General features: G+C 55.0%; 20 protein-coding genes and 3 tRNA genes (1 of these 23 running past the window's edge). 1 reads left to right on the top strand and 22 read right to left on the bottom strand.

Annotated features, from left to right (window positions below; all coding sequences use genetic code 11):
* The 22 genes from gmhB to I6L47_RS15355 form a co-directional block, all read right to left on the bottom strand.
* On the bottom strand, nucleotides 1-370 hold the 5' portion of the coding sequence (gmhB, locus tag I6L47_RS15460) for a D-glycero-beta-D-manno-heptose 1,7-bisphosphate 7-phosphatase (RefSeq protein ID WP_166740705.1). 173 nt of this gene lie to the left of the window's left edge; only the first 370 of its 543 coding nucleotides appear in the window; the start codon lies at nucleotides 368-370; the stop codon falls past the left edge of the window.
* 113 nt (nucleotides 371-483) lie between these two features.
* Nucleotides 484-1,668: an elongation factor Tu gene (gene tuf / locus I6L47_RS15455; protein WP_005339879.1), complete on the bottom strand. Its 1,185-nt coding sequence runs from the start codon at nucleotides 1,666-1,668 to the stop codon at nucleotides 484-486.
* Between the two features lie 54 nt (nucleotides 1,669-1,722).
* Complete coding sequence (fusA, locus tag I6L47_RS15450; protein WP_021229318.1) at nucleotides 1,723-3,828, bottom strand: elongation factor G; 2,106 nt, start codon at nucleotides 3,826-3,828, stop codon at nucleotides 1,723-1,725.
* A 75-nt stretch (nucleotides 3,829-3,903) separates the two neighbouring features.
* On the bottom strand, nucleotides 3,904-4,374 hold the full coding sequence (gene rpsG / locus I6L47_RS15445) for a 30S ribosomal protein S7 (RefSeq protein WP_005339911.1): 471 nt from the start codon (nucleotides 4,372-4,374) through the stop codon (nucleotides 3,904-3,906).
* Nucleotides 4,375-4,467: 93 nt separating this feature from the next.
* Nucleotides 4,468-4,842 (bottom strand): 30S ribosomal protein S12, encoded by a 375-nt coding sequence (gene rpsL / locus I6L47_RS15440; protein WP_005306278.1) that lies wholly within the window; start codon nucleotides 4,840-4,842, stop codon nucleotides 4,468-4,470.
* 182 nt (nucleotides 4,843-5,024) lie between these two features.
* Complete coding sequence (gene tusB, locus I6L47_RS15435; protein WP_216947796.1) at nucleotides 5,025-5,303, bottom strand: sulfurtransferase complex subunit TusB; 279 nt, start codon at nucleotides 5,301-5,303, stop codon at nucleotides 5,025-5,027.
* A 7-nt stretch (nucleotides 5,304-5,310) separates the two neighbouring features.
* Nucleotides 5,311-5,670: a sulfurtransferase complex subunit TusC gene (tusC, locus tag I6L47_RS15430; protein WP_005341830.1), complete on the bottom strand. Its 360-nt coding sequence runs from the start codon at nucleotides 5,668-5,670 to the stop codon at nucleotides 5,311-5,313.
* 8 nt (nucleotides 5,671-5,678) lie between these two features.
* Nucleotides 5,679-6,071 (bottom strand): sulfurtransferase complex subunit TusD, encoded by a 393-nt coding sequence (tusD, locus tag I6L47_RS15425; protein WP_216947794.1) that lies wholly within the window; start codon nucleotides 6,069-6,071, stop codon nucleotides 5,679-5,681.
* A gap of 84 nt (nucleotides 6,072-6,155) precedes the next feature.
* Nucleotides 6,156-6,536, bottom strand: coding sequence for a RidA family protein (locus tag I6L47_RS15420; protein ID WP_005339904.1), 381 nt, complete (start codon nucleotides 6,534-6,536; stop codon nucleotides 6,156-6,158).
* A gap of 24 nt (nucleotides 6,537-6,560) precedes the next feature.
* Nucleotides 6,561-7,277, bottom strand: a complete 717-nt coding sequence (locus I6L47_RS15415; RefSeq protein WP_005339902.1) for a transcriptional regulator — start codon at nucleotides 7,275-7,277, stop codon at nucleotides 6,561-6,563.
* A gap of 194 nt (nucleotides 7,278-7,471) precedes the next feature.
* Nucleotides 7,472-11,776, bottom strand: coding sequence for a DNA-directed RNA polymerase subunit beta' (rpoC, locus tag I6L47_RS15410; protein WP_216947792.1), 4,305 nt, complete (start codon nucleotides 11,774-11,776; stop codon nucleotides 7,472-7,474).
* A gap of 91 nt (nucleotides 11,777-11,867) precedes the next feature.
* The gene (gene rpoB / locus I6L47_RS15405) at nucleotides 11,868-15,896 is read right to left on the bottom strand and encodes a DNA-directed RNA polymerase subunit beta (RefSeq protein WP_005339897.1); all 4,029 of its coding nucleotides are present in this window, start codon (nucleotides 15,894-15,896) and stop codon (nucleotides 11,868-11,870) included.
* A 224-nt stretch (nucleotides 15,897-16,120) separates the two neighbouring features.
* Nucleotides 16,121-16,486, bottom strand: coding sequence for a 50S ribosomal protein L7/L12 (gene rplL, locus I6L47_RS15400; RefSeq protein ID WP_005306304.1), 366 nt, complete (start codon nucleotides 16,484-16,486; stop codon nucleotides 16,121-16,123).
* 51 nt (nucleotides 16,487-16,537) lie between these two features.
* On the bottom strand, nucleotides 16,538-17,038 hold the full coding sequence (rplJ, locus tag I6L47_RS15395) for a 50S ribosomal protein L10 (RefSeq protein ID WP_005339895.1): 501 nt from the start codon (nucleotides 17,036-17,038) through the stop codon (nucleotides 16,538-16,540).
* 256 nt (nucleotides 17,039-17,294) lie between these two features.
* Nucleotides 17,295-17,996 (bottom strand): 50S ribosomal protein L1, encoded by a 702-nt coding sequence (gene rplA / locus I6L47_RS15390; RefSeq protein ID WP_005339888.1) that lies wholly within the window; start codon nucleotides 17,994-17,996, stop codon nucleotides 17,295-17,297.
* A gap of 4 nt (nucleotides 17,997-18,000) precedes the next feature.
* A complete protein-coding gene (gene rplK, locus I6L47_RS15385; protein WP_005339887.1) occupies nucleotides 18,001-18,429 on the bottom strand; it encodes a 50S ribosomal protein L11 in 429 nt (142 codons plus the stop codon).
* A gap of 134 nt (nucleotides 18,430-18,563) precedes the next feature.
* A complete protein-coding gene (gene nusG, locus I6L47_RS15380; RefSeq protein WP_005306318.1) occupies nucleotides 18,564-19,115 on the bottom strand; it encodes a transcription termination/antitermination protein NusG in 552 nt (183 codons plus the stop codon).
* A 9-nt stretch (nucleotides 19,116-19,124) separates the two neighbouring features.
* On the bottom strand, nucleotides 19,125-19,496 hold the full coding sequence (gene secE / locus I6L47_RS15375) for a preprotein translocase subunit SecE (RefSeq protein ID WP_005306322.1): 372 nt from the start codon (nucleotides 19,494-19,496) through the stop codon (nucleotides 19,125-19,127).
* A 60-nt stretch (nucleotides 19,497-19,556) separates the two neighbouring features.
* A tRNA-Trp gene (locus I6L47_RS15370) sits at nucleotides 19,557-19,633 on the bottom strand.
* Nucleotides 19,634-19,686: 53 nt separating this feature from the next.
* On the bottom strand, nucleotides 19,687-20,871 hold the full coding sequence (tuf, locus tag I6L47_RS15365) for an elongation factor Tu (RefSeq protein ID WP_005339879.1): 1,185 nt from the start codon (nucleotides 20,869-20,871) through the stop codon (nucleotides 19,687-19,689).
* A gap of 168 nt (nucleotides 20,872-21,039) precedes the next feature.
* A tRNA-Gly gene (locus I6L47_RS15360) sits at nucleotides 21,040-21,114 on the bottom strand.
* Nucleotides 21,115-21,152: 38 nt separating this feature from the next.
* Nucleotides 21,153-21,237: transfer RNA gene (locus tag I6L47_RS15355), tRNA-Tyr, on the bottom strand.
* A 263-nt stretch (nucleotides 21,238-21,500) separates the two neighbouring features.
* Here I6L47_RS15355 and coaA point away from each other — a divergent pair.
* Nucleotides 21,501-22,439: a type I pantothenate kinase gene (gene coaA / locus I6L47_RS15350; protein WP_005339877.1), complete on the top strand. Its 939-nt coding sequence runs from the start codon at nucleotides 21,501-21,503 to the stop codon at nucleotides 22,437-22,439.
* Nucleotides 22,440-22,510 lie beyond the last annotated feature (71 nt).

The following is a 22,510-nucleotide window of genomic DNA, read 5'->3' as shown; positions in this document are numbered from 1 at the left end:
AACGACTCATGTCGATCCCCAGTTCCTGTTGCGCCAACAGCAGCATACCTGGCTCCGGCTTGCGACAATCACAGGGGACGCCGTGATCCGGATGATGGGGGCAGAAGTAGATGCCATCGAGATCCACATCCCGATCAGCCAGTGACCAATCCATCCATTCAGTCAGATTCATGAAGTCATCTTCACTGAAGTAGCCGCGGGCGATTCCGGACTGGTTGGTGACGACGACCAGCAGATAGCCTTTCTTTTTGAGGAGCTGCAGGGCGTCTATGACTCCGGGCAGAAAATGGAAATCATCGACCTGACTGACATAGCCAGTGTCTTCATTGATGACACCGTCACGATCCAGAAAAATGGCAGGGTTGCTCACGGAAACTACCTCTATCAATGGTTTTGTCCAGTATCTCACAGGCCATAAATAGCCCCAAAAATAAAAGGGGTGGCCGAAGCCACCCCTTTTCATGTCTGTATATAACGAATCGATTAGGCGATTACGCTAGCTACAACACCAGCACCTACGGTACGGCCACCTTCACGGATAGCGAAACGCAGACCGTCGTCCATTGCGATCGGAGCAATCAGGGTAACAACCATTTTGATGTTGTCGCCCGGCATTACCATCTCTACGCCTTCCGGCAGTTCGATGGTACCGGTCACGTCGGTAGTACGGAAGTAGAACTGCGGACGGTAGCCTTTGAAGAACGGGGTATGACGACCACCTTCTTCTTTGGACAGTACGTACACTTCAGATTCGAACTTGGTGTGCGGCTTGATAGAACCCGGCTTGGCCAGTACCTGACCACGCTCTACGTCTTCACGCTTAACACCACGCAGCAGCGCGCCGATGTTCTCGCCTGCACGACCTTCGTCCAGCAGCTTACGGAACATTTCAACACCGGTACAGGTGGTAGAAACGGTATCTTTGATACCAACGATTTCTACAGTCTCACCTACTTTAACGATACCGCGCTCTACACGACCGGTAACTACGGTACCACGGCCAGCGATGGAGAATACGTCTTCGATAGGCATCAGGAACGGCTGGTCAATCGCGCGCTCCGGCTCCGGGATGTAGGTATCCAGGTGGCCAGCCAGCTCGATGATCTTCTCTTCCCACTGAGCGTCGCCTTCCAGCGCTTTCAGTGCGGAACCACGAACTACCGGCAGGTCATCACCCGGGAAGTCGTACTCGGTCAGCAGTTCACGAACTTCCATCTCTACCAGTTCGAGCAGCTCTTCGTCATCAACCATGTCACACTTGTTCATGAACACGATCATGTACGGGATACCAACCTGACGACCCAGCAGGATGTGCTCACGAGTCTGCGGCATCGGGCCGTCAGTCGCTGCTACTACCAGGATCGCGCCGTCCATCTGGGCAGCACCGGTGATCATGTTTTTAACGTAGTCGGCGTGACCCGGGCAATCTACGTGGGCGTAGTGACGGGTAGCGGTGTCGTATTCTACGTGGGAGGTGTTGATGGTGATACCACGCTCACGCTCTTCCGGTGCCTTGTCGATCTGGTCGAAGGCGAAAGCTTTACCACCGAAGTGCTTGGCCAGCACGTTGGTGATAGCTGCAGTCAGGGTGGTTTTACCGTGGTCAACGTGGCCGATGGTGCCGACGTTTACGTGCGGTTTATTACGCTCAAATTTTTCTTTAGACACGACGTAGTCCTTCTAGGTTAAACCCGCCTACCGTCGTAGGCGGGGAATCTTAAATTACTTGGATTTGCGCTCTTCGATCACGGCTTGTGCAACGTTGGTCGGTGCATCGTGATACTTGGCGAATTCCATGGCGTAGGAAGCACGACCCTGGGTAGCGGAACGCAGTGCAGTTGCATAACCGAACATTTCGGCCAGCGGCACCAGAGCACGTACGATCTTGCCGGACGGGCCATCTTCCATACCTTCGATCAGGCCACGACGACGGTTCAGGTCACCGATAACGTCGCCCATGTAATCTTCCGGAGTTTCAACTTCTACTTTCATGATCGGCTCGAGCAGAACCGGGTTGGCTTTCATGAAGCCAGCCTTAAAGGCCATGGAAGCAGCGATTTTGAACGCCAGTTCGGAAGAGTCGACATCGTGGTAAGAACCGAAGTGCAGACGCACACCCAGATCCATAACCGGGTAACCAGCCAGCGGACCAGATTTGAGCTGCTCACGGATACCTTTATCAACACCCGGGATGAATTCACCAGGAATGACACCACCTTTGATGTCGTTGACGAATTCGTAGGCTTTGCCTTCTTCCAGCGGGTACATGTCGATAACAACATGACCGTACTGACCGCGACCACCAGACTGCTTGGCATGCTTGCCTTCGATGTCTTTAACGGTGGTACGGATGGTTTCACGGTAGGCAACCTGCGGCTTACCTACGTTGGCTTCAACCTTGAACTCGCGACGCATACGGTCAACGATGATGTCCAGGTGCAGCTCACCCATACCAGCGATGATGGTTTGACCTGACTCTTCGTCAGTCCATACGCGGAAGGACGGATCTTCCTGAGCCAGACGGCCCAGTGCCAGACCCATCTTCTCCTGGTCAGCCTTGGTTTTCGGCTCAACCGCGATAGAAATTACCGGCTCCGGGAATTCCATACGCTCGAGGATGATCGGTGCGTTCGGGTCACACAGGGTATCACCAGTGGTCACGTCTTTCAGACCGATGGCAGCAGCGATGTCACCAGCGCGTACTTCTTTGATCTCTTCACGCTTGTTGGCATGCATCTGAACGATACGGCCAAAACGCTCGCGCTTGTCCTTGACGGAGTTCAGCACGGTGTCACCGGAGTTGATCACGCCAGAGTAGACACGGAAGAAGGTCAGGTTACCAACGAACGGGTCGGTAGCGATCTTGAACGCCAGAGCAGAGAACGGCTCGTCATCAGAAGCGTGACGCTCGTCTTTGGTCTCGCCGTCCATTTTCAGGCCGTCGATAGCAGCAACGTCGGTCGGAGCCGGCAGGTACTCGATCACGGCATCCAGCATGGCCTGTACGCCCTTGTTCTTGAACGCGGAGCCACAGGTTACCAGGATGATTTCGTTGTTCAGCACGCGCTGACGCAGAGCACCCTTGATCTCTTCCTCGGTCAGCTCTTCGCCGCCCAGGTATTTTTCCATCAGGTCTTCAGACGCTTCAGCAGCGGCTTCAACCAGATTCATGCGCATTTCTTGCGCCTGTTCCAGCAACTCGGCCGGGACGTCTTCGTAATCGAAGGATACGCCCTGATCAGCTTCATTCCAGTTGATGGCTTTCATCTTGACCAGGTCAACAACGCCCTTGAAGTTCTCTTCAGAGCCGATGTTCAGCTGAAGCGGAACCGGAGTACCTTTCAGACGGGTCTTGATGTGCTCAACGCAGCGCAGGAAGTTGGCGCCGGTACGGTCCATCTTGTTGACGAACGCGATACGGGGAACTTTGTACTTGTTAGCCTGACGCCATACGGTTTCAGACTGTGGCTGTACGCCACCTACGGCACAGTACACCATCACGGCACCGTCCAGAACACGCATTGAACGCTCTACTTCGATAGTAAAGTCAACGTGGCCCGGGGTATCGATGATGTTGATACGGTGCGGTTGGAACTGTTTACCCATACCGGACCAGAAAGCGGTGGTCGCGGCGGAGGTGATGGTGATACCACGCTCTTGTTCCTGTTCCATCCAGTCCATGGTGGCAGCGCCATCGTGAACTTCACCGATCTTGTGACTTACACCGGTGTAAAACAGTACGCGCTCGGTAGTAGTAGTCTTACCGGCGTCAATGTGAGCGGAGATACCGATGTTACGATAACGCTCAATGGGGGTTGTACGAGCCATTGTCATCCTCTTACTAAGGCGCTTGTCCCTAGATAATTAAAGGTGCGCAGAGTCAAAAGACCCTGCGCAAGCGGATTACCAGCGGAAGTGAGCGAAGGCTTTGTTCGCTTCAGCCATACGGTGAACGTCTTCACGTTTCTTGACAGACGAACCCTTATTGTCAGCGGCATCCAGCAGCTCGCCAGCCAGACGCTGAGCCATTGATTTTTCACCACGTTTACGAGCGGCATCAACCAACCAGCGCATTGCCAGGGCATTGCGACGTACCGGACGAACTTCTACCGGCACCTGATAGGTTGCACCACCGACGCGACGAGATTTAACCTCGACCGCCGGACGAATGTTATCCAGAGCTTCTTCGAATACGGCCAGGTGCTCTTTGCCAGATTTGGTGGCAATGATGTCCAGGGCGCCATAAACAATGGCTTCTGCAACAGATTTCTTACCGTCAACCATTACTACGTTGACAAATTTAGCCAGCAGCTCTGATCCGAACTTGGGATCTGGCAGGATTTTACGCTGACCAACAACACGACGTCTTGGCATTTCAAATTCTCCGTAACTTCAGGGATTACCCAAAACTAGAAAGCTATCTAACTAGAAACGAATTAACGTTTGGCCTTACTTAACGGAGAACCATTAAGCTTTAGGACGCTTCACGCCATACTTGGAGCGAGCCTGCTTACGGTCTTTAACACCGGCACAGTCCAACGCACCACGAACGGTGTGATAACGAACACCTGGCAAGTCTTTTACACGACCGCCACGGATCAGAACAACAGAGTGCTCTTGCAGGTTGTGACCTTCACCGCCGATGTAGGAGGTGACTTCGAAGCCGTTGGTCAGACGTACACGGCACACTTTACGCAGTGCAGAGTTAGGCTTCTTCGGGGTGGTGGTATATACACGAGTGCATACGCCACGCTTCTGAGGGCACGCTTCCAGCGCCGGCACGTTGCTTTTCACAACGAGCTTGATGCGTGGCTTGCGAACCAACTGGTTAATAGTTGCCATCAAAAGGCTCCTGATAATGACTTCATAAACGTGTGGAAAATCCTCCCCGCAGATACGGGGACGCGAAATTTTATGCCCTGTTGTCTGGGGAGTCAAGATTTATACAATTTGCGTCACAAAAGGGCAATTCGGATACGTTTGATTTCACGACATCACCTTGAATTTTCTTGAAAATATGCTTATCAGCCACCCCAGGTGCGCGGGGAACCTTTTTGCGCAATCAGTGCCACCAGACCCGCCATATCGAACACATTGCCCACCCGATGCTGCAAACCGCGGGCTTGCAGATCTTCCTGCATCACATACAGCGGGATACCCGCCAGCCGCGCGCTCCACTGGGGAGCCGATGCCGCAATCACGGCATCCTGCATCAGTACCAGCTCATCCTCGGGCTGAAGGTATGAGAGCGCCTCTGCCAGAGCCTGACTCTGAAAGGGGGAGTTCAATATCAGATGCAACATGGAAACCTCAAAAGCTGATGTGAGTCGAACATTGTGCCCAGCGCCGAGCCAGTTCCTGGCGCGGCAGACTCTCGACGGGGATCAGCAGATCATCCACTGTCACGCCACGCTCTGCCAGCGAGTCAGCACAAACATAGACCTCTTCGATGTCGTAGAGTTCCAACATCTTGAAGGTGGGCGCGTAGTGGCGCTGCAAAATGGCGGCAGGCTGCTGTTCCTTGAGCAGTTGCAACACACCGTCCCCAATCAGGAAGAGGGCCAGCTCATCGGTCATGGCCGAGGTGGCCAGCAAGGCATCCAGTCCTTCCCGGCCGGCGGCATGGCCATGGGGACCACGACTGCAGATAAAGGCGATTTTCTTGCTCATGACTCCCCCTAAAACTGAACCAGCCGATCGGCGGTGAGCGCCGCCTCGGCCAACTGGCCCAGACCGCTCAGGCAAAATGGCGCTTGCAGATTGAAGTGCTCCAGCCCTGCCCCCTTGGCTTCCTGTTCATCGAGCACACCGCGCCGCATGGCGGCGGCGACACAGACATCGATACGGATCCCCTGCTCTTTCGCCAGCTCTAGCCACAGACGAACCAGGTCGGTCTCATCGGATGCTGGCAGATGCAGACCGTTGCCGTTGCAGACCCCATCCTGATAGAAGAACAGGTGGGACAAGGTATGCCCCTGTGCCAACAGTGTGCGGGCAAAACGATAGGCTGTGCTGGCCGATTGGGTGCCATAGGCGGGCCCCGTGACCAGGATGGCAAAACTCAGACTCATAGCAGGACTCCTGTGCTGACCCGGTCCATTTTACGCCAAAAACAAAAAAGCCCCTGCCAGGAGGGGCTTGATTCGATCTGTTGATCAGAGATGGGCAATCGCCTCAACTTCGACCAGCACATCTTTCGGCAGACGGGCCACCTCTACGCAGGAGCGAGCTGGCGCCGCATCGCCAAAGTAGCGGGCATAGACCTGATTGAAGGCAACGAAGTTGTTCATGTCGCTCAGGAAGCAGGTGGTTTTGACCACTTTGCTGGCATCGGCACCCGCAGCGTGCAACACGGCAACCAGATTCTTCATCACCCGCTCGGCCTGCTCTTCAATGCCGCCAGCCACGATTTCCATGGTGGCAGGATCGAGCGGGATCTGCCCGGAGGTGAAGATCATCTCGCCAACCTTGGTAGCCTGAACATACGGACCAATCGCGGCAGGCGCCTTGTCGGTTGCAATCACTTCTTTAGCCATTCATCTATCCCCTTCTGGAATGAGTTACTCGTTCTCGTCTTCACCCTGCTTGCGCTGTCGGATGTAAAGATAAACGGTATGTTTTGAAATATTGAGTTTGTCCGCCACCAGATTGATCGAATCCTTGATGTCGAAAATGCCCTTCTCGAACAGCTGGGTCACGATGAAGCGGTTCTTGGCATTGTTGGCCACGGTGGGATCGCGATTGATCTCGTCGATGGTGTTATCCACCGTCTGGGCAACCAGTTCTTCCACGCTGTTGGCAAAAGTCTCTGGTGACTGGCGTGCCGCCTGCTGGGGCGTCGGGAAAAATTCGGCCACGAACTCGTGGAAAGGCGCATTGATGTGCAGATTGATGCAGATAAGCCCCACCACTTGGCGCTCGCTGTTGCGAATGGCGATGGTGCTCGACTTCATCAGCGCGCCGGTACGGCTGCGAGCGAAATAGCTCTGGGTGTAATCCTGGCCGGTGCTCTCGATGTCCTTGAGCATGCGCAGGGCGAGATCGGTGATGGGCGCCCCGAGGGTGCGTCCGGTATTGAAGCCGTTGGCGATCTTGATCACCGACTCGTGCAGATTTTCCAGGGAGTGGAGTACCACTTCACAATGCTTGCCGAACAGCTCGGCCAAGCCATCGATGAGCCCATCGTATGAGCGCAACAATTCCCTGTCTTCATCTGTAAAAGTGCGGCTGATCAGCTGTTCTTCGGGAAGCATGGCTTCCTCGATACCGACAGTCATGTTCTACCCCTGTAATAACCATTCAACTTTCCCGAGTTTTAAATTGCAGGGGAGTAAAGTCAACTTTTTTTGATTTTTTACTCTACAACTTTGCTCTGGATCATCCTGAAACCCGCGCTGCGTCTACCTTTGCCGAGGAATTGGCCAACAAAAAGGGCTCCTTGAAGGAGCCCTTTTCAATCACGGATGACGAGTTACTCTTCGTCGAAGCTACCGGCTGCGTTCAGCAGATCCGCCAGGTTCTGCTCCGCTTCATCAGCGGTCACCTGCGGGGTACCAACAGCACGAGCTGCGGCAGCACGCTGGTTGATCCGGCTATGGTGGTAGGCAAAGCCGGTACCAGCCGGGATCAGACGACCCACGATGACGTTCTCTTTCAGGCCACGCAGTTCGTCACGCTTGCCACCAACGGCGGCTTCGGTCAGAACGCGAGTGGTTTCCTGGAAGGAAGCCGCGGAGATGAAGGACTCGGTGCTCAGAGATGCCTTGGTAATACCCATCAGTACATGACGGTAGGTCGCAGGGGTCTTGCCCTCGGCAACCAGCTTACGGTTGGCAATCTTCACACGAGCCACTTCAACCTGTTCGCCTTCGATCAGATCGGTATCGCCAGCGCTCAGGATCTCGCACTTGCGCAGCATCTGACGAACGATGACTTCGATGTGCTTGTCGTTGATCTTAACGCCTTGCAGACGGTAAACGTCCTGCACTTCGTTGGCGATGTAGTTGGCGACCGGGCTGATACCGCGCAGACGCAGGATGTCGTGAGCAGACTCAGGACCGTCCGCCAGCACTTCACCCTTCTCAACTTTTTCACCTTCGAACACGTTCAGGTTACGCCACTTCGGAATCATCTCTTCGTAGACGTTGCCACCATCGGTCGGGGTGATGACCAGACGGCGTTTGCCCTTGGTCTCTTTCCCGAAGGAGATGGTACCGGAGATCTCGGCCAGAATTGCCGGTTCCTTCGGTTGACGTGCTTCGAACAGATCCGCAACGCGCGGCAGACCACCGGTGATGTCCTTGGTACCGCCGGACTCTTGCGGGATACGCGCTACCGCGTCACCCACGCCCACGTTGGCACCATCTTCCAGGTTCACGATCGCCTTGCCCGGCAGGAAGTACTGGGCGGCTACATCGGTACCCGGGATCATCACGTCTTTGCCGTTCAGGTCGACCAGTTTAACGGTCGGACGCATCTCTTTACCGGCGCTCGGACGCTCGTTGACGTCCAGAACAACGATAGAAGAGAGACCGGTCAGCTCGTCGGTCTGACGAGTGATGGTCACACCATCGATCATGTGTTCGAACTGCAGGCGACCTGCCACTTCGGTGATGATCGGGTGGGTGTGCGGATCCCAGTTAGCAACGGTCTCGCCAGCACTCACGGCCTGGCCGTCCTTCACTTCCAGCACGGAACCGTAAGGCAGCTTGTGGCTTTCCTTGGTACGGCCCATGTCATCCATGATGGTCAGTTCGGTAGAACGTGAGGTGATAACCAGTTTGTCATCGCTGTTGTGAACGAACTTGGCGTTCTGCAGCTTGATGGTACCGGTGTTCTTGACCTGGATGCTGCTTTCAGCAGCGGCACGAGATGCAGCACCACCGATGTGGAAAGTACGCATCGTCAGCTGGGTACCCGGTTCACCGATGGACTGGGCGGCGATAACACCGACAGCCTCACCCTTGTTAACCAGGTGACCACGGGCCAGATCACGGCCGTAGCAGTGAGCACAGTTACCGAAGTCGGTTTCACAGGTGATGGCAGAACGTACCTTCACACGGTCAACGGAGTTACGCTCCAGCAGGTCACACAGCTGCTCGTCGAGCAGGGTGTTGCGAGCAACCAGGATCTCGTCCTCGGTACCCGGCTTGATGACATCTTCTGCCACCACACGACCCAGCACGCGCTCACGCAGCGGCTCGACCACGTCGCCACCCTCGATCAGCGGAGTCATCCACAGACCGTCGGTAGTGCCGCAATCGTCCTCGGTGATCACCATGTCCTGCGCCACGTCTACCAGACGACGAGTCAGGTAACCGGAGTTCGCAGTCTTCAGTGCAGTATCCGCCAGACCCTTACGAGCACCGTGGGTAGAGATAAAGTACTGCAGTACGTTCAGACCTTCGCGGAAGTTCGCGATGATCGGGGTCTCGATGATGGAGCCATCCGGCTTGGCCATCAGGCCACGCATACCGGCCAGCTGACGGATCTGGGCGGCGGAACCACGCGCACCAGAGTCGGCCATCATAAAGATGCTGTTGAACGAGGCCTGCTCTTCTTCTTCACCCAGCGAGTTGACGTTACGCTCTTTGGACAAGTTCTCCATCATGGCCTTGGAGACGCGCTCGTTGGCGCTGGCCCAGATATCGATAACCTTGTTGTAACGCTCGCCCGCAGTTACCAAACCTGACAGGAACTGGTCCTGGATCTCGGCAACTTCGGCTTCGGCTGCCGCGATGATGTCTTTCTTGGCATCCGGGATGACCATGTCATCGATACCAACGGAAGCACCGGACAGGGCCGCGTAGTGGAAACCGGTATACATCAGCTGGTCAGCGAAGATAACGGTGTCCTTCAGGCCCTGCTTGCGATAGCAGGTGTTCAGCAGACGGGAGATGAGCTTTTTGCCCAGCGCCTTGTTGGATACGCACTTGATCCAGTTCTGCGGATTGGCATCCAGATCAGCCTGTTCTGCAGCAGTCAGCACCTTCGGCTCGTCGATCAGGGCGTATTCCATACCTTTCGGCAGGATCAGGCTCAGGATCGCACGACCAACGGTGGTGTTCTTCATCTCGGTGTGTTCACGCAGAGAACCGTCTTCATGACGCAGGTATTCGGTAATGCGTACTTTCACACGAGCATGCAGATCGGCCAGACCGGCGCGATATACTTTCTCGGCTTCTTTCGGGCCGGCCAGCACCATACCTTCGCCTTTGGCGTTGATACGGGCACGGGTCATGTAGTACAGACCCAAGACCACGTCCTGAGAAGGAACGATGATCGGCTCACCGGAGGCAGGCGACAGGATGTTGTTGGTAGACATCATCAGCGCACGCGCTTCCAGCTGGGCTTCCAGGGTCAGCGGTACGTGGACCGCCATCTGGTCACCATCGAAGTCCGCGTTATACGCAGCACAAACCAGCGGGTGCAGCTGGATTGCCTTGCCTTCGACCAGAGTCGGTTCGAATGCCTGGATACCCAGACGGTGCAGAGTCGGTGCTCGGTTCAGCAGAACCGGGTGTTCGCGGATCACTTCGTCCAGGATATCCCAAACGACAGCTTCCTCGCGCTCCACCATCTTCTTGGCGGCCTTGATAGTGGTCGCCAGACCGCGGGTTTCCAGCTTGCCATAGATGAACGGCTTGAACAGTTCCAGCGCCATCTTCTTCGGCAGACCGCACTGATGCAGACGCAGAGTCGGGCCTACGGTGATAACGGAACGACCGGAGTAGTCGACACGCTTACCGAGCAGGTTCTGACGGAAACGACCCTGCTTACCCTTGATCATGTCGGCCAGGGATTTCAGCGGGCGCTTGTTGGAACCGGTGATGGCACGACCGCGACGGCCGTTATCCAGCAGGGCATCGACGGACTCTTGCAGCATACGCTTTTCGTTGCGCACGATGATGTCCGGAGCAGCCAGATCCAGCAGACGCTTCAAGCGGTTGTTACGGTTGATCACGCGACGGTACAAATCGTTCAGATCGGAAGTCGCGAAACGGCCGCCGTCCAGCGGTACCAGCGGACGCAGGTCCGGCGGCAGCACAGGCAGCACTGTCATGATCATCCACTCCGGCTTGTTGCCGGACTGCAGGAAAGCTTCCATCAGCTTCAGACGCTTGGTGGTCTTCTTGCGCTTGGTCTCGGAGTTGGTTTGATCCAGCTCCTCACGCATGGTTTTGACTTCACCTTCCAGATCGATAGCGCGCAGCAATGCCAGGATTGCTTCGGCACCCATCTTGGCGTCAAATTCGTCGCCCCACTCTTCCAGCGCATCCAGGTACTGCTCTTCAGAGAGCATCTGGCTGCGTTCGAGGTTGGTCATACCCGGCTCGATTACGACGAAAGATTCGAAGTAGAGCACGCGCTCGATGTCGCGCAGGGTCATGTCCAGCAGCAGACCGATACGGGACGGCAGGGACTTCAGGAACCAGATGTGGGCAGTCGGGCTGGCCAGCTCGATGTGGCCCATACGCTCACGACGGACCTTGGTCTGGGTCACTTCAACGCCGCACTTCTCACAGATCACACCACGGTGTTTCAGGCGCTTGTACTTGCCGCACAGACACTCGTAGTCCTTCACCGGTCCGAAGATACGGGCGCAGAACAGACCATCACGCTCCGGCTTGAAAGTCCGGTAGTTGATGGTCTCAGGCTTTTTGACCTCACCGAATGACCAGGAGCGGATCATGTCAGGAGAGGCCAGACCGATCTTGATACTGTCAAACTCTTCGGTCTTGGTCTGAGCCTTCAAAAACTTGAGTAAGTCTTTCACGTGTTTCCCCTGTCAGGAGTCTAACCTCGGCGCCCCAGCTGCCAAAACAGCGGGGCGCCCACGTCAATTCTCGAACAATAAGAGCGAGCTCTTACTCTTCGTCCAGCTCGATGTTGATACCCAGAGAGCGGATTTCCTTCAGCAATACGTTGAAGGATTCGGGCATGCCCGGCTCCATACGGTGGTCGCCATCCACGATGTTCTTATACATCTTGGTACGGCCATTCACATCGTCAGACTTGACGGTCAGCATTTCCTGCAGGGTATATGCCGCACCGTAAGCCTCCAGGGCCCACACTTCCATCTCACCGAAACGCTGACCACCGAACTGAGCCTTACCACCCAGCGGCTGCTGGGTAACCAGGCTGTAAGAACCGGTAGAACGCGCGTGCATCTTGTCGTCGACCAAGTGGTTCAGCTTGAGCATGTACATGTAACCAACGGTTACTTTACGCTCGAAGCGGTTACCGGTACGGCCATCGAACAGATCAATCTGACCGGATTCCGGCAGATCAGCCAGCTTCAGCAGGGCTTTGATTTCGCGCTCTTTGGCACCATCAAACACTGGAGTAGCAACCGGCAGACCCTTACGCAGGTTACCCACCAGGGTACGTACGTCGTCATCAGACAGTTCGGCGATGTTCACTTGCTGGGTGTCCTTCTCGCCCAGGTCATAGACCTGTTGCAGGAAGTTGCGCATCTCGTGCAGCTCGCGCTGCTCTTTGACCATGCGATCGATCTTCTCGCCGATACCCTTGGCCGCAAGGCCCAGGTGCACTTCGAGGATCTGACCGATGTTCATACGGGATGGTACGCCCAACGGGTTCAGTACGATGTCGACCGGACGGCCGAACTCGTCATGAGGCATATCCTCGACCGGACAGATCTTGGAGATAACACCCTTGTTACCGTGACGGCCCGCCATCTTGTCACCCGGCTGGATGCGACGCTTGACTGCCAGATAAACCTTGACGATTTTCAGTACGCCCGGCGCCAGATCATCACCCTGGATAATCTTGCGACGCTTGTTCTCGAATTTCTTGTCGAACTCGGCTTTCAGCTCAACGTGCTGTTCAGCGATCTGTTCCAGTTCGGTCTGCTTGCCTTCGTCTTCGATGGCCAGTTCAAACCACTTGGAGCGATCGAGCTTGTTCAGACGATCTTCGCTGTAACCGGCGGCCAGCAGCAGGTTGCGGGAGCGGCCGAAAATGCCGTCTTCCAGGATCTTGAACTCTTCGGTCAAGTCCTTCTTCGCTTCCTTCAGCTGCATCTCTTCGATTTCTTTGGCGCGCTTGTCTTTTTCCACGCCATCGCGGGTAAAGACTTGCACGTCAACCACGGTACCGTACACACCGTTCGGTACACGCAGGGAGGAGTCCTTCACATCGGACGCCTTCTCACCGAAGATGGCGCGCAGCAGCTTCTCTTCCGGCGTCAGCTGGGTTTCACCTTTCGGGGTTACCTTACCGACCAGAATGTCGCCGCCCTTCACTTCGGCACCCACGTAGACGATACCGGACTCGTCCAGCTTGGACAGAGCGGCTTCACCCACGTTCGGGATGTCAGCAGTGATCTCTTCCGGACCCAGCTTGGTGTCACGGGAGATACAGGCCAGTTCCTGGATATGGATGGTGGTCAGGCGATCTTCCTGAACAACACGCTCGTTCACCAGGATCGAGTCTTCGAAGTTGTAACCGTTCCACGGCATGAACGCGACGCGCATGTTCTGACCCAGCGCCAGTTCACCCAGATCGGTGGACGGGCCGTCAGCCAGTACGTCGCCAGCCATAACCGGCTCACCCAACATCACGCAAGGACGCTGGTTGATACAGGTGTTCTGGTTGGAACGGGTGTATTTGGTCAGGTTGTAGATGTCGATACCGGCTTCGCCTGGCATCAGCTCATCTTCATTGACCTTCAGGACGATACGGGAGGCATCGACATAGTCGATTACGCCGCCACGCTTGGCTACTACGGTTACACCGGAGTCAACGGCCACAGCGCGTTCCATACCGGTACCTACCAGCGGCTTGTCAGCACGCAGAGTCGGTACAGCCTGACGTTGCATGTTTGAACCCATCAATGCGCGGTTCGCGTCATCGTGTTCCAGGAACGGGATCAGAGCCGCTGCCACAGATACGATCTGCTGCGGGCTCACGTCCATATACTGGATCTGGTCGGCGTTCATAAAGGTGGATTCACCTTTGTGACGGCACGGGATCAATTCATCTTTCAGACGGCCATCTTCGGTGGTCGCGGCGTTAGCCTGTGCGATCACGTACTTGCCTTCTTCAATAGCAGACAGGTAGTCCACTTCGTCGGTGATCACACCGTCAATGACCTTACGGTACGGGGTCTCGAGGAAACCGTACTCGTTGGTACGAGAGTACACGGACAGAGAGTTGATCAGACCGATGTTCGGACCTTCAGGAGTCTCGATAGGGCACAGACGACCGTAGTGAGTCGGGTGTACGTCTCGGACTTCAAAGCCGGCACGCTCACGAGTCAAACCGCCCGGGCCCAGCGCGGAGATACGACGCTTGTGGGTCACTTCGGAGAGCGGGTTGTTCTGGTCCATAAACTGGGACAGCTGGCTGGAACCAAAGAACTCTTTGACTGCGGCGGAGATCGGCTTGGCGTTGATCAGATCCTGCGGCATCAGGGTGTCCAGGTCGCCCAGGGAGAGACGCTCCTTGACCGCACGCTCGACACGCACCAGACCAACGCGGAACTGGTTTTCAGCCATTTCACCGACAGAACGGATACGACGGTTACCCAGGTGGTCGATATCGTCCACTTCGTCGTTACCGTTACGGATGTCGATCAGGCGCTTCATCACATCGACGATGTCGTCTTTGGTCAGTACGCCCGCGCCAGTCTCGTCTTCACGACCCAGACGGCGGTTGAACTTCATCCGACCTACGGTAGACAGGTCGTAACGCTCGGCGGAGAAGAACAGGTTTTCGAACAGCTGTTCTGCAGCTTCGCGAGTAGGCGGTTCGCCCGGACGCATCATGCGATAGATCTCGACCAGCGCTTCCAAACGGTTGGAGCTGGAGTCGACACGCAGGGTCTCGGACATGTAAGCACCGTGATCCAGTTCGTTGGTGAACAGAACCTCGAAATGCTTGAAGCCGGCTTGGGACAGGTTGGCGATCGCTTCCAGGCTCAGCGCCTGGTTGGCGGTCACGACCATCTCGCCAGTTTGCGGATGTGCGTAGTCCTTGGCAGCAACTTTGCCAACAACATACTCAACCGGCACCTCAATTTGGGTAACGGCGTCTTTTTCCAACTGACGGATGTGACGCGCAGTCACACGACGACCGGTCTCAACCACCACGGCGCCATTGGCCACGATGTCAAAGGTCGCAGTTTCACCACGCAGACGCTCCGGCACCAGATCCATCATCAACTTGCCATCTTTTACTTCAAAACCGATGGTCTCGAAGAAGGTGGCCAGGATTTGTTCGGAGGTGAAGTCCAGGGCGCGCAGAATAATGGATGCTGGCAGTTTGCGACGACGGTCGATACGGACAAACAGGTTGTCTTTCGCATCGAACTCGAAGTCCAGCCAGGAGCCACGGTAGGGGATAACGCGAGCGTTATACAGTACCTTACCGGATGAATGAGTTTTGCCTTTATCGTGGTCGAAGAAGACGCCCGGGCTGCGGTGCAGCTGGGAGACGATAACCCGCTCGGTACCATTGATAACAAAGGTGCCGTTCTCGGTCATGAGCGGAATTTCGCCCATGTATACTTCTTGTTCCTTGATGTCTTTGACGGTGCCGGCAGCTGCTTCACGGTCGTACAGAACCATACGAAGCTTGACACGCAGCGGCGCGGAGTAGGTCACTCCACGGATCTGGCATTCTTTTACGTCAAATACCGGCTCACCCAGGCGATAGCTGACATACTGAAGCTCAGCACTACCGGAGTAACTGGTGATCGGGAAAACGCTACGGAAAGCGGCCTCTAGGCCATATTCACCTTCCGGGTCAGCCTCGATGAACTGCTTGAAGGAGTCCAGCTGAATGGACAACAGATAAGGCGTGTCCAGTACCTGGTCTCGCTTACCGAAGTCCTTACGAATGCGTTTTTTTTCGGTATAAGAGTAAACCATAGGGTTCCTCAGCTCGCTGATAAGTGACCCACTCTGTCCCGCGGGACAGCTCTGTCTCAACACCGTTTTGTGTTGGCCCGGACGAAAGAAGACAGTCCGGATTGCTAGTGCACCGAGAGTCGTAAACGGTGTGAAATGCTCTCAGTCTACAGCGCAAAAAGGCTGGTGAACAAAAATTCACCAGCCCTAGCCTGTTTTATCAGGCTAATCTACATAAATGCAGATTATTTGATCTCAACAGAAGCACCGGCAGCTTCCAGCTCTTTCTTCAGAGCTTCAGCTTCGTCCTTGGACACGCCTTCCTTCAGGTTAGCCGGAGCAGCTTCTACCAGATCTTTGGCTTCTTTCAGGCCCAGACCGGTAGCGCCACGAACGGCTTTGATAACGGCAACTTTGTTGGCGCCAGCAGCAGTCAGAACTACGTCGAACTCGGTCTTCTCTTCTACTGCTTCAGCAGCAGCCGGGCCAGCCATTACGGCAGCAGCGGCAGAAACACCGAACTTCTCTTCCATAGCTTCGATCAGCTCAACAACTTCCATTACGGACATGGAAGCAACGGCTTCGATGATTTGGTCTTTAGTGATAGACATGACAAAAATTCCTGATGTTGAATAAACTCAAACAGCCTAAATAGGCGAGAATCAAGCAGCAGCTTGTTTCTGGTCGCGAACAGCAGCGATAGTACGAACCAGCTTGCCAGCAGAGGCTTCTTTCATAGTCGCCATCAACTTCGCAATTGCTTCTTCGTAAGTCGGCAGCGTGGCCAGACGATCAATTTGTGCTGCGGCGATAAACTCACCGTTAAAAGCGCCAGCCTTGATTTCGAACTTTTGGTTCGCTTTGGCAAACTCTTTGAACAGACGAGCAGCAGCGCCCGGGTGTTCGTTAGAGAAAGCAATCAAGGTAGGACCGGTAAATGCGTCGTTCAGGCACTCGTATTCGGTACCTTCTACCGCGCGACGCAGCAGGGTGTTACGCACAACGCGCATGTACACACCGGCTTCACGAGCGGTTTTACGCAGGACGGTCATCTTGTCTACAGTTACACCGCGAGAATCGGCAACAACTGCAGAAAGAGCGCCTTTGGCAGCTTCGTTGACTTCAGCAACAATTGCCTTTTTGTCTTCGAGTCCCAATGCCATTGGCTTAACTCCTGGATTGAATCCGGGTCTATTGACCCAGTACTGACACATCCCCCCTACCTTTACAACAGAGGGGAACGATGCGGTAGCAGGATTCCAGAAGAGAAAGAATCTTTCTCGCTGGGTTTCCGGCACCGTCTACGCAGGAAACATTAAGGCTTTGCAGCCTCCTGCGGTCTTGGACGGAGGTCGAAACCCCCAACCAATCAAGGCGCAAAATTATAGATTAAATTTTGCGCCTTGTAAAACCCATCAATTAGGCCTGAGCTTCCAGAGAAGCTTGGTCTACGGCAACACCGGCACCCATGGTGGTGGAGATGCTGACTTTCTTGATGAATTGACCTTTGGCGGAAGAGGGCTTGCCTTTTTTCAGGGCAACCAGCAGAGCTTCCAAGTTTTCTTTCAGCTGAACTTCGTTGAAAGAAACCTTACCCAGAGTGGTATGGATGATACCATTCTTGTCGTTACGGTAACGAACCTGACCAGCCTTGGCGTTCTTGACAGCTTCGGCAACGTTAGGAGTTACAGTACCAACTTTCGGGTTCGGCATCAGGCCGCGCGGGCCCAGGATTTGACCCAGTTGACCAACAACGCGCATGGCATCCGGGGATGCGATAACTACGTCGAAGTTCATCTCGCCTTTCTTAACCAGATCGGCCAGGTCATCCATACCTACCAGGTCAGCACCGGCAGCTTTAGCTGCTTCGGCGTTGGCACCTTGGGTAAATACGGCAACGCGTACATCACGACCGGTACCGTGCGGCAGTACAGTAGCACCACGTACGTTCTGGTCAGATTTACGAGCGTCGATACCCAGGTTGACAGCAACGTCAACGCTTTCAACGAACTTGGCGGTAGCCAGTTCTTTCAACAGGGCAATGGCTTCGTTGATGGAGTACTCTTTGGTACCGTCAACTTTTTCGCGAATAACGCGCATACGCTTGGAAAGTTTAGCCATTGTCTTAATCCTCCACTACCAGACCCATGGAACGAGCGGAGCCTGCGATGCAACGTACTTTTGCATCCAGATCGGCACCAGTCATATCCGGCTCTTTGGTCTTGGCGATTTCTTGCAGCTGGGCAACGGTCACCTTACCAACCTTGTCTTTGTTCGGCTTGGAAGAACCAGACTTGATGCCAGCAGCTTTCTTCAGCAGGAAGGAAGCAGGCGGAGTCTTGGTTTCGAAGGTGAAGGAACGGTCGCTGTAAACGGTGATCACGACCGGAGTCGGTGAACCTTTTTCCAGCTTCTCTGTACGAGCGTTGAACGCCTTACAGAATTCCATGATGTTAACACCGTGTTGACCCAGTGCAGGACCAACGGGAGGAGACGGGTTGGCTGCACCAGCAGCAACCTGCAGCTTGATATAAGCTGTGACTTTCTTAGCCATTAGGAAAATACCTCAAAAATGGGTTCTAGCGCCTCGGAGACTTGCTCCTGCAAACGGCTCCCCAACTAATAAAGGGGCAGCGAATTATAGAGATATTCGCTGCCCCTGACAACCGTTAAACGTACAGAATTCAATCAGCCTTTTTCGACCTGACCAAAATCCAGTTCAACAGGAGTAGAACGACCGAAGATCAGTACAGAGACCTTCACGCGGCTCTTCTCATAATCGACCTCTTCAACGGTACCGTTGAAGTCGGCAAACGGACCATCAGCAACCCGCACCATTTCACCCGGTTCAAACAGGGTTTTCGGACGCGGCTTGTCGTGGGCATCCTGCAGACGGTTCAGGATAGCATCGGCCTCTTTGTCGGAGATCGGTGCCGGACGGTCGGAAGTACCGCCGATGAAACCCATTACACGCGGTACGTTACGCACCAGGTGCCATGTGGTTTCATCCATGATCATCTGGACCAGGACATAACCCGGGAAAAACTTGCGCTCACTCTTGCGCTTCTGGCCAGCACGCATCTCGACCACTTCTTCGGTCGGGACCAGTACTTCACCGAACATGTCTTCCATGCCATGCATCTTGATATGTTCACGCAGGGACTTGGCTACACGGCCTTCATAGCCGGAAAAAGCCTGCACGACATACCATCTCATACGTTGTTCACGTTGTTCAGTCATGGCTTATCCTTACACACCGGTAATCAGGTTGACCAACCAGACCAAGGCACCGTCCAGAACGAACAGCAGCAGCCCCATCACGGCGGTCACCGCCAGCACAATCAGGGTTGTCTGAATGGCTTCCTGACGGGTCGGCCATACGACCTTGCGGACTTCCAGGCGAGACTCACGGGCGAATGCCAGTGTTGCCTTTCCCTTGGTGGTTTGCAGGGCTACTGCACCGGCAGCAGCAATGACAACGACCACACCCAGGGCGCGGACGGCAGCGACAACATCGTTGAGCAGGTAATTACCCACTACAGCGGCCGCCAGGATAATGAAAACCAGGCCCCAAAGCAGGGTATCCTTGCTTCCGCCCTGGCTCTCAGAACTAACACTCATACAACCCACCTGTATCTGACGTAACCAAAGACACAAAAGCCCCGTACGAGACGAGGTATATGGCAGGGGCGGCAGGACTCGAACCCGCAACCATCGGTTTTGGAGACCGCTGTTCTACCAATTCGAACTACGCCCCTACACAAGAAAGCCCCTATTATAGGGGCTTTGCTTTATTTATGTAAGCCAAAGATTAAGCGATTACGCTGGCTACAACACCGGCACCTACGGTACGGCCACCTTCACGGATAGCGAAACGCAGGCCGTCGTCCATCGCGATCGGAGCAATCAGGGTAACAACCATTTTGATGTTGTCGCCCGGCATTACCATCTCTACGCCTTCCGGCAGTTCGATGGTACCGGTCACGTCGGTAGTACGGAAGTAGAACTGCGGACGGTAGCCTTTGAAGAACGGGGTATGACGACCACCTTCTTCTTTGGACAGTACGTACACTTCAGATTCGAACTTGGTGTGCGGCTTGATAGAACCCGGCTTGGCCAGTACCTGACCACGCTCTACGTCTTCACGCTTAACACCACGCAGCAGCGCGCCGATGTTCTCGCCTGCACGACCTTCGTCCAGCAGCTTACGGAACATTTCAACACCGGTACAGGTGGTAGAAACGGTATCTTTGATACCAACGATTTCTACAGTCTCACCTACTTTAACGATACCGCGCTCTACACGACCGGTAACTACAGTACCACGGCCAGCGATAGAGAATACGTCTTCGATAGGCATCAGGAACGGCTGGTCAATCGCGCGCTCCGGCTCCGGGATGTAGGTATCCAGGTGGCCAGCCAGCTCGATGATCTTCTCTTCCCACTGAGCGTCGCCTTCCAGCGCTTTCAGTGCGGAACCGCGAACTACCGGCAGGTCATCACCCGGGAAGTCGTACTCGGTCAGCAGTTCACGAACTTCCATCTCAACCAGTTCGAGCAGCTCTTCGTCATCAACCATGTCACACTTGTTCATGAACACGATCATGTACGGGATACCAACCTGACGACCCAGCAGGATGTGCTCACGAGTCTGCGGCATCGGGCCGTCAGTCGCTGCTACTACCAGGATCGCGCCGTCCATCTGGGCAGCACCGGTGATCATGTTTTTAACGTAGTCGGCGTGACCCGGGCAATCTACGTGGGCGTAGTGACGGGTAGCGGTGTCGTATTCTACGTGGGAGGTGTTGATGGTGATACCACGCTCACGCTCTTCCGGTGCCTTGTCGATCTGGTCGAAGGCGAAAGCTTTACCACCGAAGTGCTTGGCCAGCACGTTGGTGATAGCTGCGGTCAGGGTGGTTTTACCGTGGTCAACGTGGCCGATGGTACCCACGTTAACGTGCGGTTTATTACGCTCAAATTTTTCTTTAGACATGATCGTCCCTCTAAACTAACGCTGAGTACGCGGTGGCAAGCTAACCACAGAACAGTTTATATGATGGATTTGAATCTGGTGGGAAAGAGAGAGGTGCTGATGGCTGGTTCGCTTGCCGAACTCACCCTAGGGTGCGGCTCTGCTAACGCCTGAGCCATATCAGCATCTTGGAGCGGGCAGCGGGAATCGAACCCGCATCATCAGCTTGGAAGGCTGAGGTAATAGCCATTATACGATGCCCGCATTTCTCTAACCCAAAGAACTCAAACCGCAGAGAAATATGGTGGAGGGAGAAGGATTCGAACCTTCGAAGGCAGAGCCGTCAGATTTACAGTCTGATCCCTTTGGCCGCTCGGGAACCCCTCCAGACGCCAGATTGTCACAACGGTAATTCTGCTTGCACCCGTTGTGTTTATCGCTTTTGCACGGCAAATAGACGACAGACAGTCAAGCGTCGCGCATTTTATTGTAAGGTTTTGGGGGATGCAACCATTGAACCCGGCAAAATATGCTTTATTGCCGGGAAGTTTGCAAAAAAGCGGGGGCAAACAAGCCAATCCTGCTGCGTCCCTTGTCGCTCCCCCACCCTTGGTGTATGGTCGCCGTGCCCAAGAAACAGTGATGACACCATGACGACAGAGCATAACCCCTATCTGCAATTCACCCGCGAACAATGGGCGTTATTGCGCGATTCGGTCCCCCTGACCCTGACCGAACACGATCTGCAGACCCTGCGCGGGATCAACGAGAAGGTGTCATTGCGGGAAGTGGAAGAGATCTATCTGCCTCTCTCCCGCCTGCTCAATCTCTATGTCAAAGCCAAACAGCGTCGCAGCCGGGTGCTGGAGCAGTTTCTCGGCCAGTCCCGCGGCAAGGGCACCTATATCATCAGCATTGCCGGCAGTGTGGCCGGGGGCAAAAGCACCACGGCCCGTATTCTGCAGGCCCTGCTGGAGCGCTGGCCGGAACACCCGCGGGTGGAGCTGGTCACCACCGACGGCTTCCTCTACCCCAACAAGGTACTGGAAGAGCGCGGCCTGATGCGCCGCAAGGGATTCCCGGAATCCTACGATATCCGCCATCTGGTGGAATTTGTCGCCAATATCCGCGCCGGTCACGAGAAGGTCGAAGCGCCGGTTTACTCCCACCTTATCTACGACATCATTCCCGATGAGAAGAAGGTGGTGGAGCAGCCGGACATCCTGATCCTGGAAGGGCTCAATGTGCTGCAAAGCGGCATGGATTACCCTCAGGAGCCCCATCGGGTCTTCGTGTCAGACTTTGTCGACTTCTCCATCTATGTGGATGCCGATGCCGAACTGCTGCGTACCTGGTATATCGAACGGTTCCTCAAGTTCAGAAGCGGCGCCTTCTCGGATCCCGACTCCTACTTCCATAACTACGCCAAGTTGGCGGAGAGTGAGGCGACCCAGATCGCCAGCAACATCTGGCAAGATATCAACTATCTGAATTTGCAAGAAAATATCCTACCAACGCGTGAGCGAGCCAACCTGATCATGACCAAGGGCCATGAGCACGCCATCGAGCAGATCAAACTGCGCAAATGATGACAGCGGTTGCCGGATAACGAAGAGGGGGCCCACGGGCCCCCTCTTCTTGTTTGGCATCATGAGCGGCC

It is taken from the genome of Aeromonas sp. FDAARGOS 1417 (assembly GCF_019046985.1).
Taxonomy (GTDB): domain Bacteria; phylum Pseudomonadota; class Gammaproteobacteria; order Enterobacterales; family Aeromonadaceae; genus Aeromonas; species Aeromonas veronii.
This window is presented reverse-complemented; position numbering and strand designations above follow the sequence as displayed.

Coding starts and splice junctions, on each gene's coding strand:
- tusD (WP_216947794.1), bottom strand. CDS start 6,071: ATGAGTCTGAGTTTTGCCATCCTGGTCACGGGGCCCGCCTATGGCACC.
- nusG (WP_005306318.1), bottom strand. CDS start 19,115: ATGACTGAACAACGTGAACAACGTATGAGATGGTATGTCGTGCAGGCT.
- coaA (WP_005339877.1), top strand. CDS start 21,501: ATGACGACAGAGCATAACCCCTATCTGCAATTCACCCGCGAACAATGG.
- I6L47_RS15415 (WP_005339902.1), bottom strand. CDS start 7,277: ATGACTGTCGGTATCGAGGAAGCCATGCTTCCCGAAGAACAGCTGATC.
- tuf (WP_005339879.1), bottom strand. CDS start 20,871: ATGTCTAAAGAAAAATTTGAGCGTAATAAACCGCACGTTAACGTGGGT.
- I6L47_RS15420 (WP_005339904.1), bottom strand. CDS start 6,536: ATGGCTAAAGAAGTGATTGCAACCGACAAGGCGCCTGCCGCGATTGGT.
- rplA (WP_005339888.1), bottom strand. CDS start 17,996: ATGGCTAAACTTTCCAAGCGTATGCGCGTTATTCGCGAAAAAGTTGAC.
- rpoB (WP_005339897.1), bottom strand. CDS start 15,896: ATGGTTTACTCTTATACCGAAAAAAAACGCATTCGTAAGGACTTCGGT.
- rplK (WP_005339887.1), bottom strand. CDS start 18,429: ATGGCTAAGAAAGTCACAGCTTATATCAAGCTGCAGGTTGCTGCTGGT.
- rpsG (WP_005339911.1), bottom strand. CDS start 4,374: ATGCCAAGACGTCGTGTTGTTGGTCAGCGTAAAATCCTGCCAGATCCC.
- fusA (WP_021229318.1), bottom strand. CDS start 3,828: ATGGCTCGTACAACCCCCATTGAGCGTTATCGTAACATCGGTATCTCC.
- tusB (WP_216947796.1), bottom strand. CDS start 5,303: ATGTTGCATCTGATATTGAACTCCCCCTTTCAGAGTCAGGCTCTGGCA.
- rpsL (WP_005306278.1), bottom strand. CDS start 4,842: ATGGCAACTATTAACCAGTTGGTTCGCAAGCCACGCATCAAGCTCGTT.
- rplJ (WP_005339895.1), bottom strand. CDS start 17,038: ATGGCATTGGGACTCGAAGACAAAAAGGCAATTGTTGCTGAAGTCAAC.
- secE (WP_005306322.1), bottom strand. CDS start 19,496: ATGAGTGTTAGTTCTGAGAGCCAGGGCGGAAGCAAGGATACCCTGCTT.
- rplL (WP_005306304.1), bottom strand. CDS start 16,486: ATGTCTATCACTAAAGACCAAATCATCGAAGCCGTTGCTTCCATGTCC.
- tusC (WP_005341830.1), bottom strand. CDS start 5,670: ATGAGCAAGAAAATCGCCTTTATCTGCAGTCGTGGTCCCCATGGCCAT.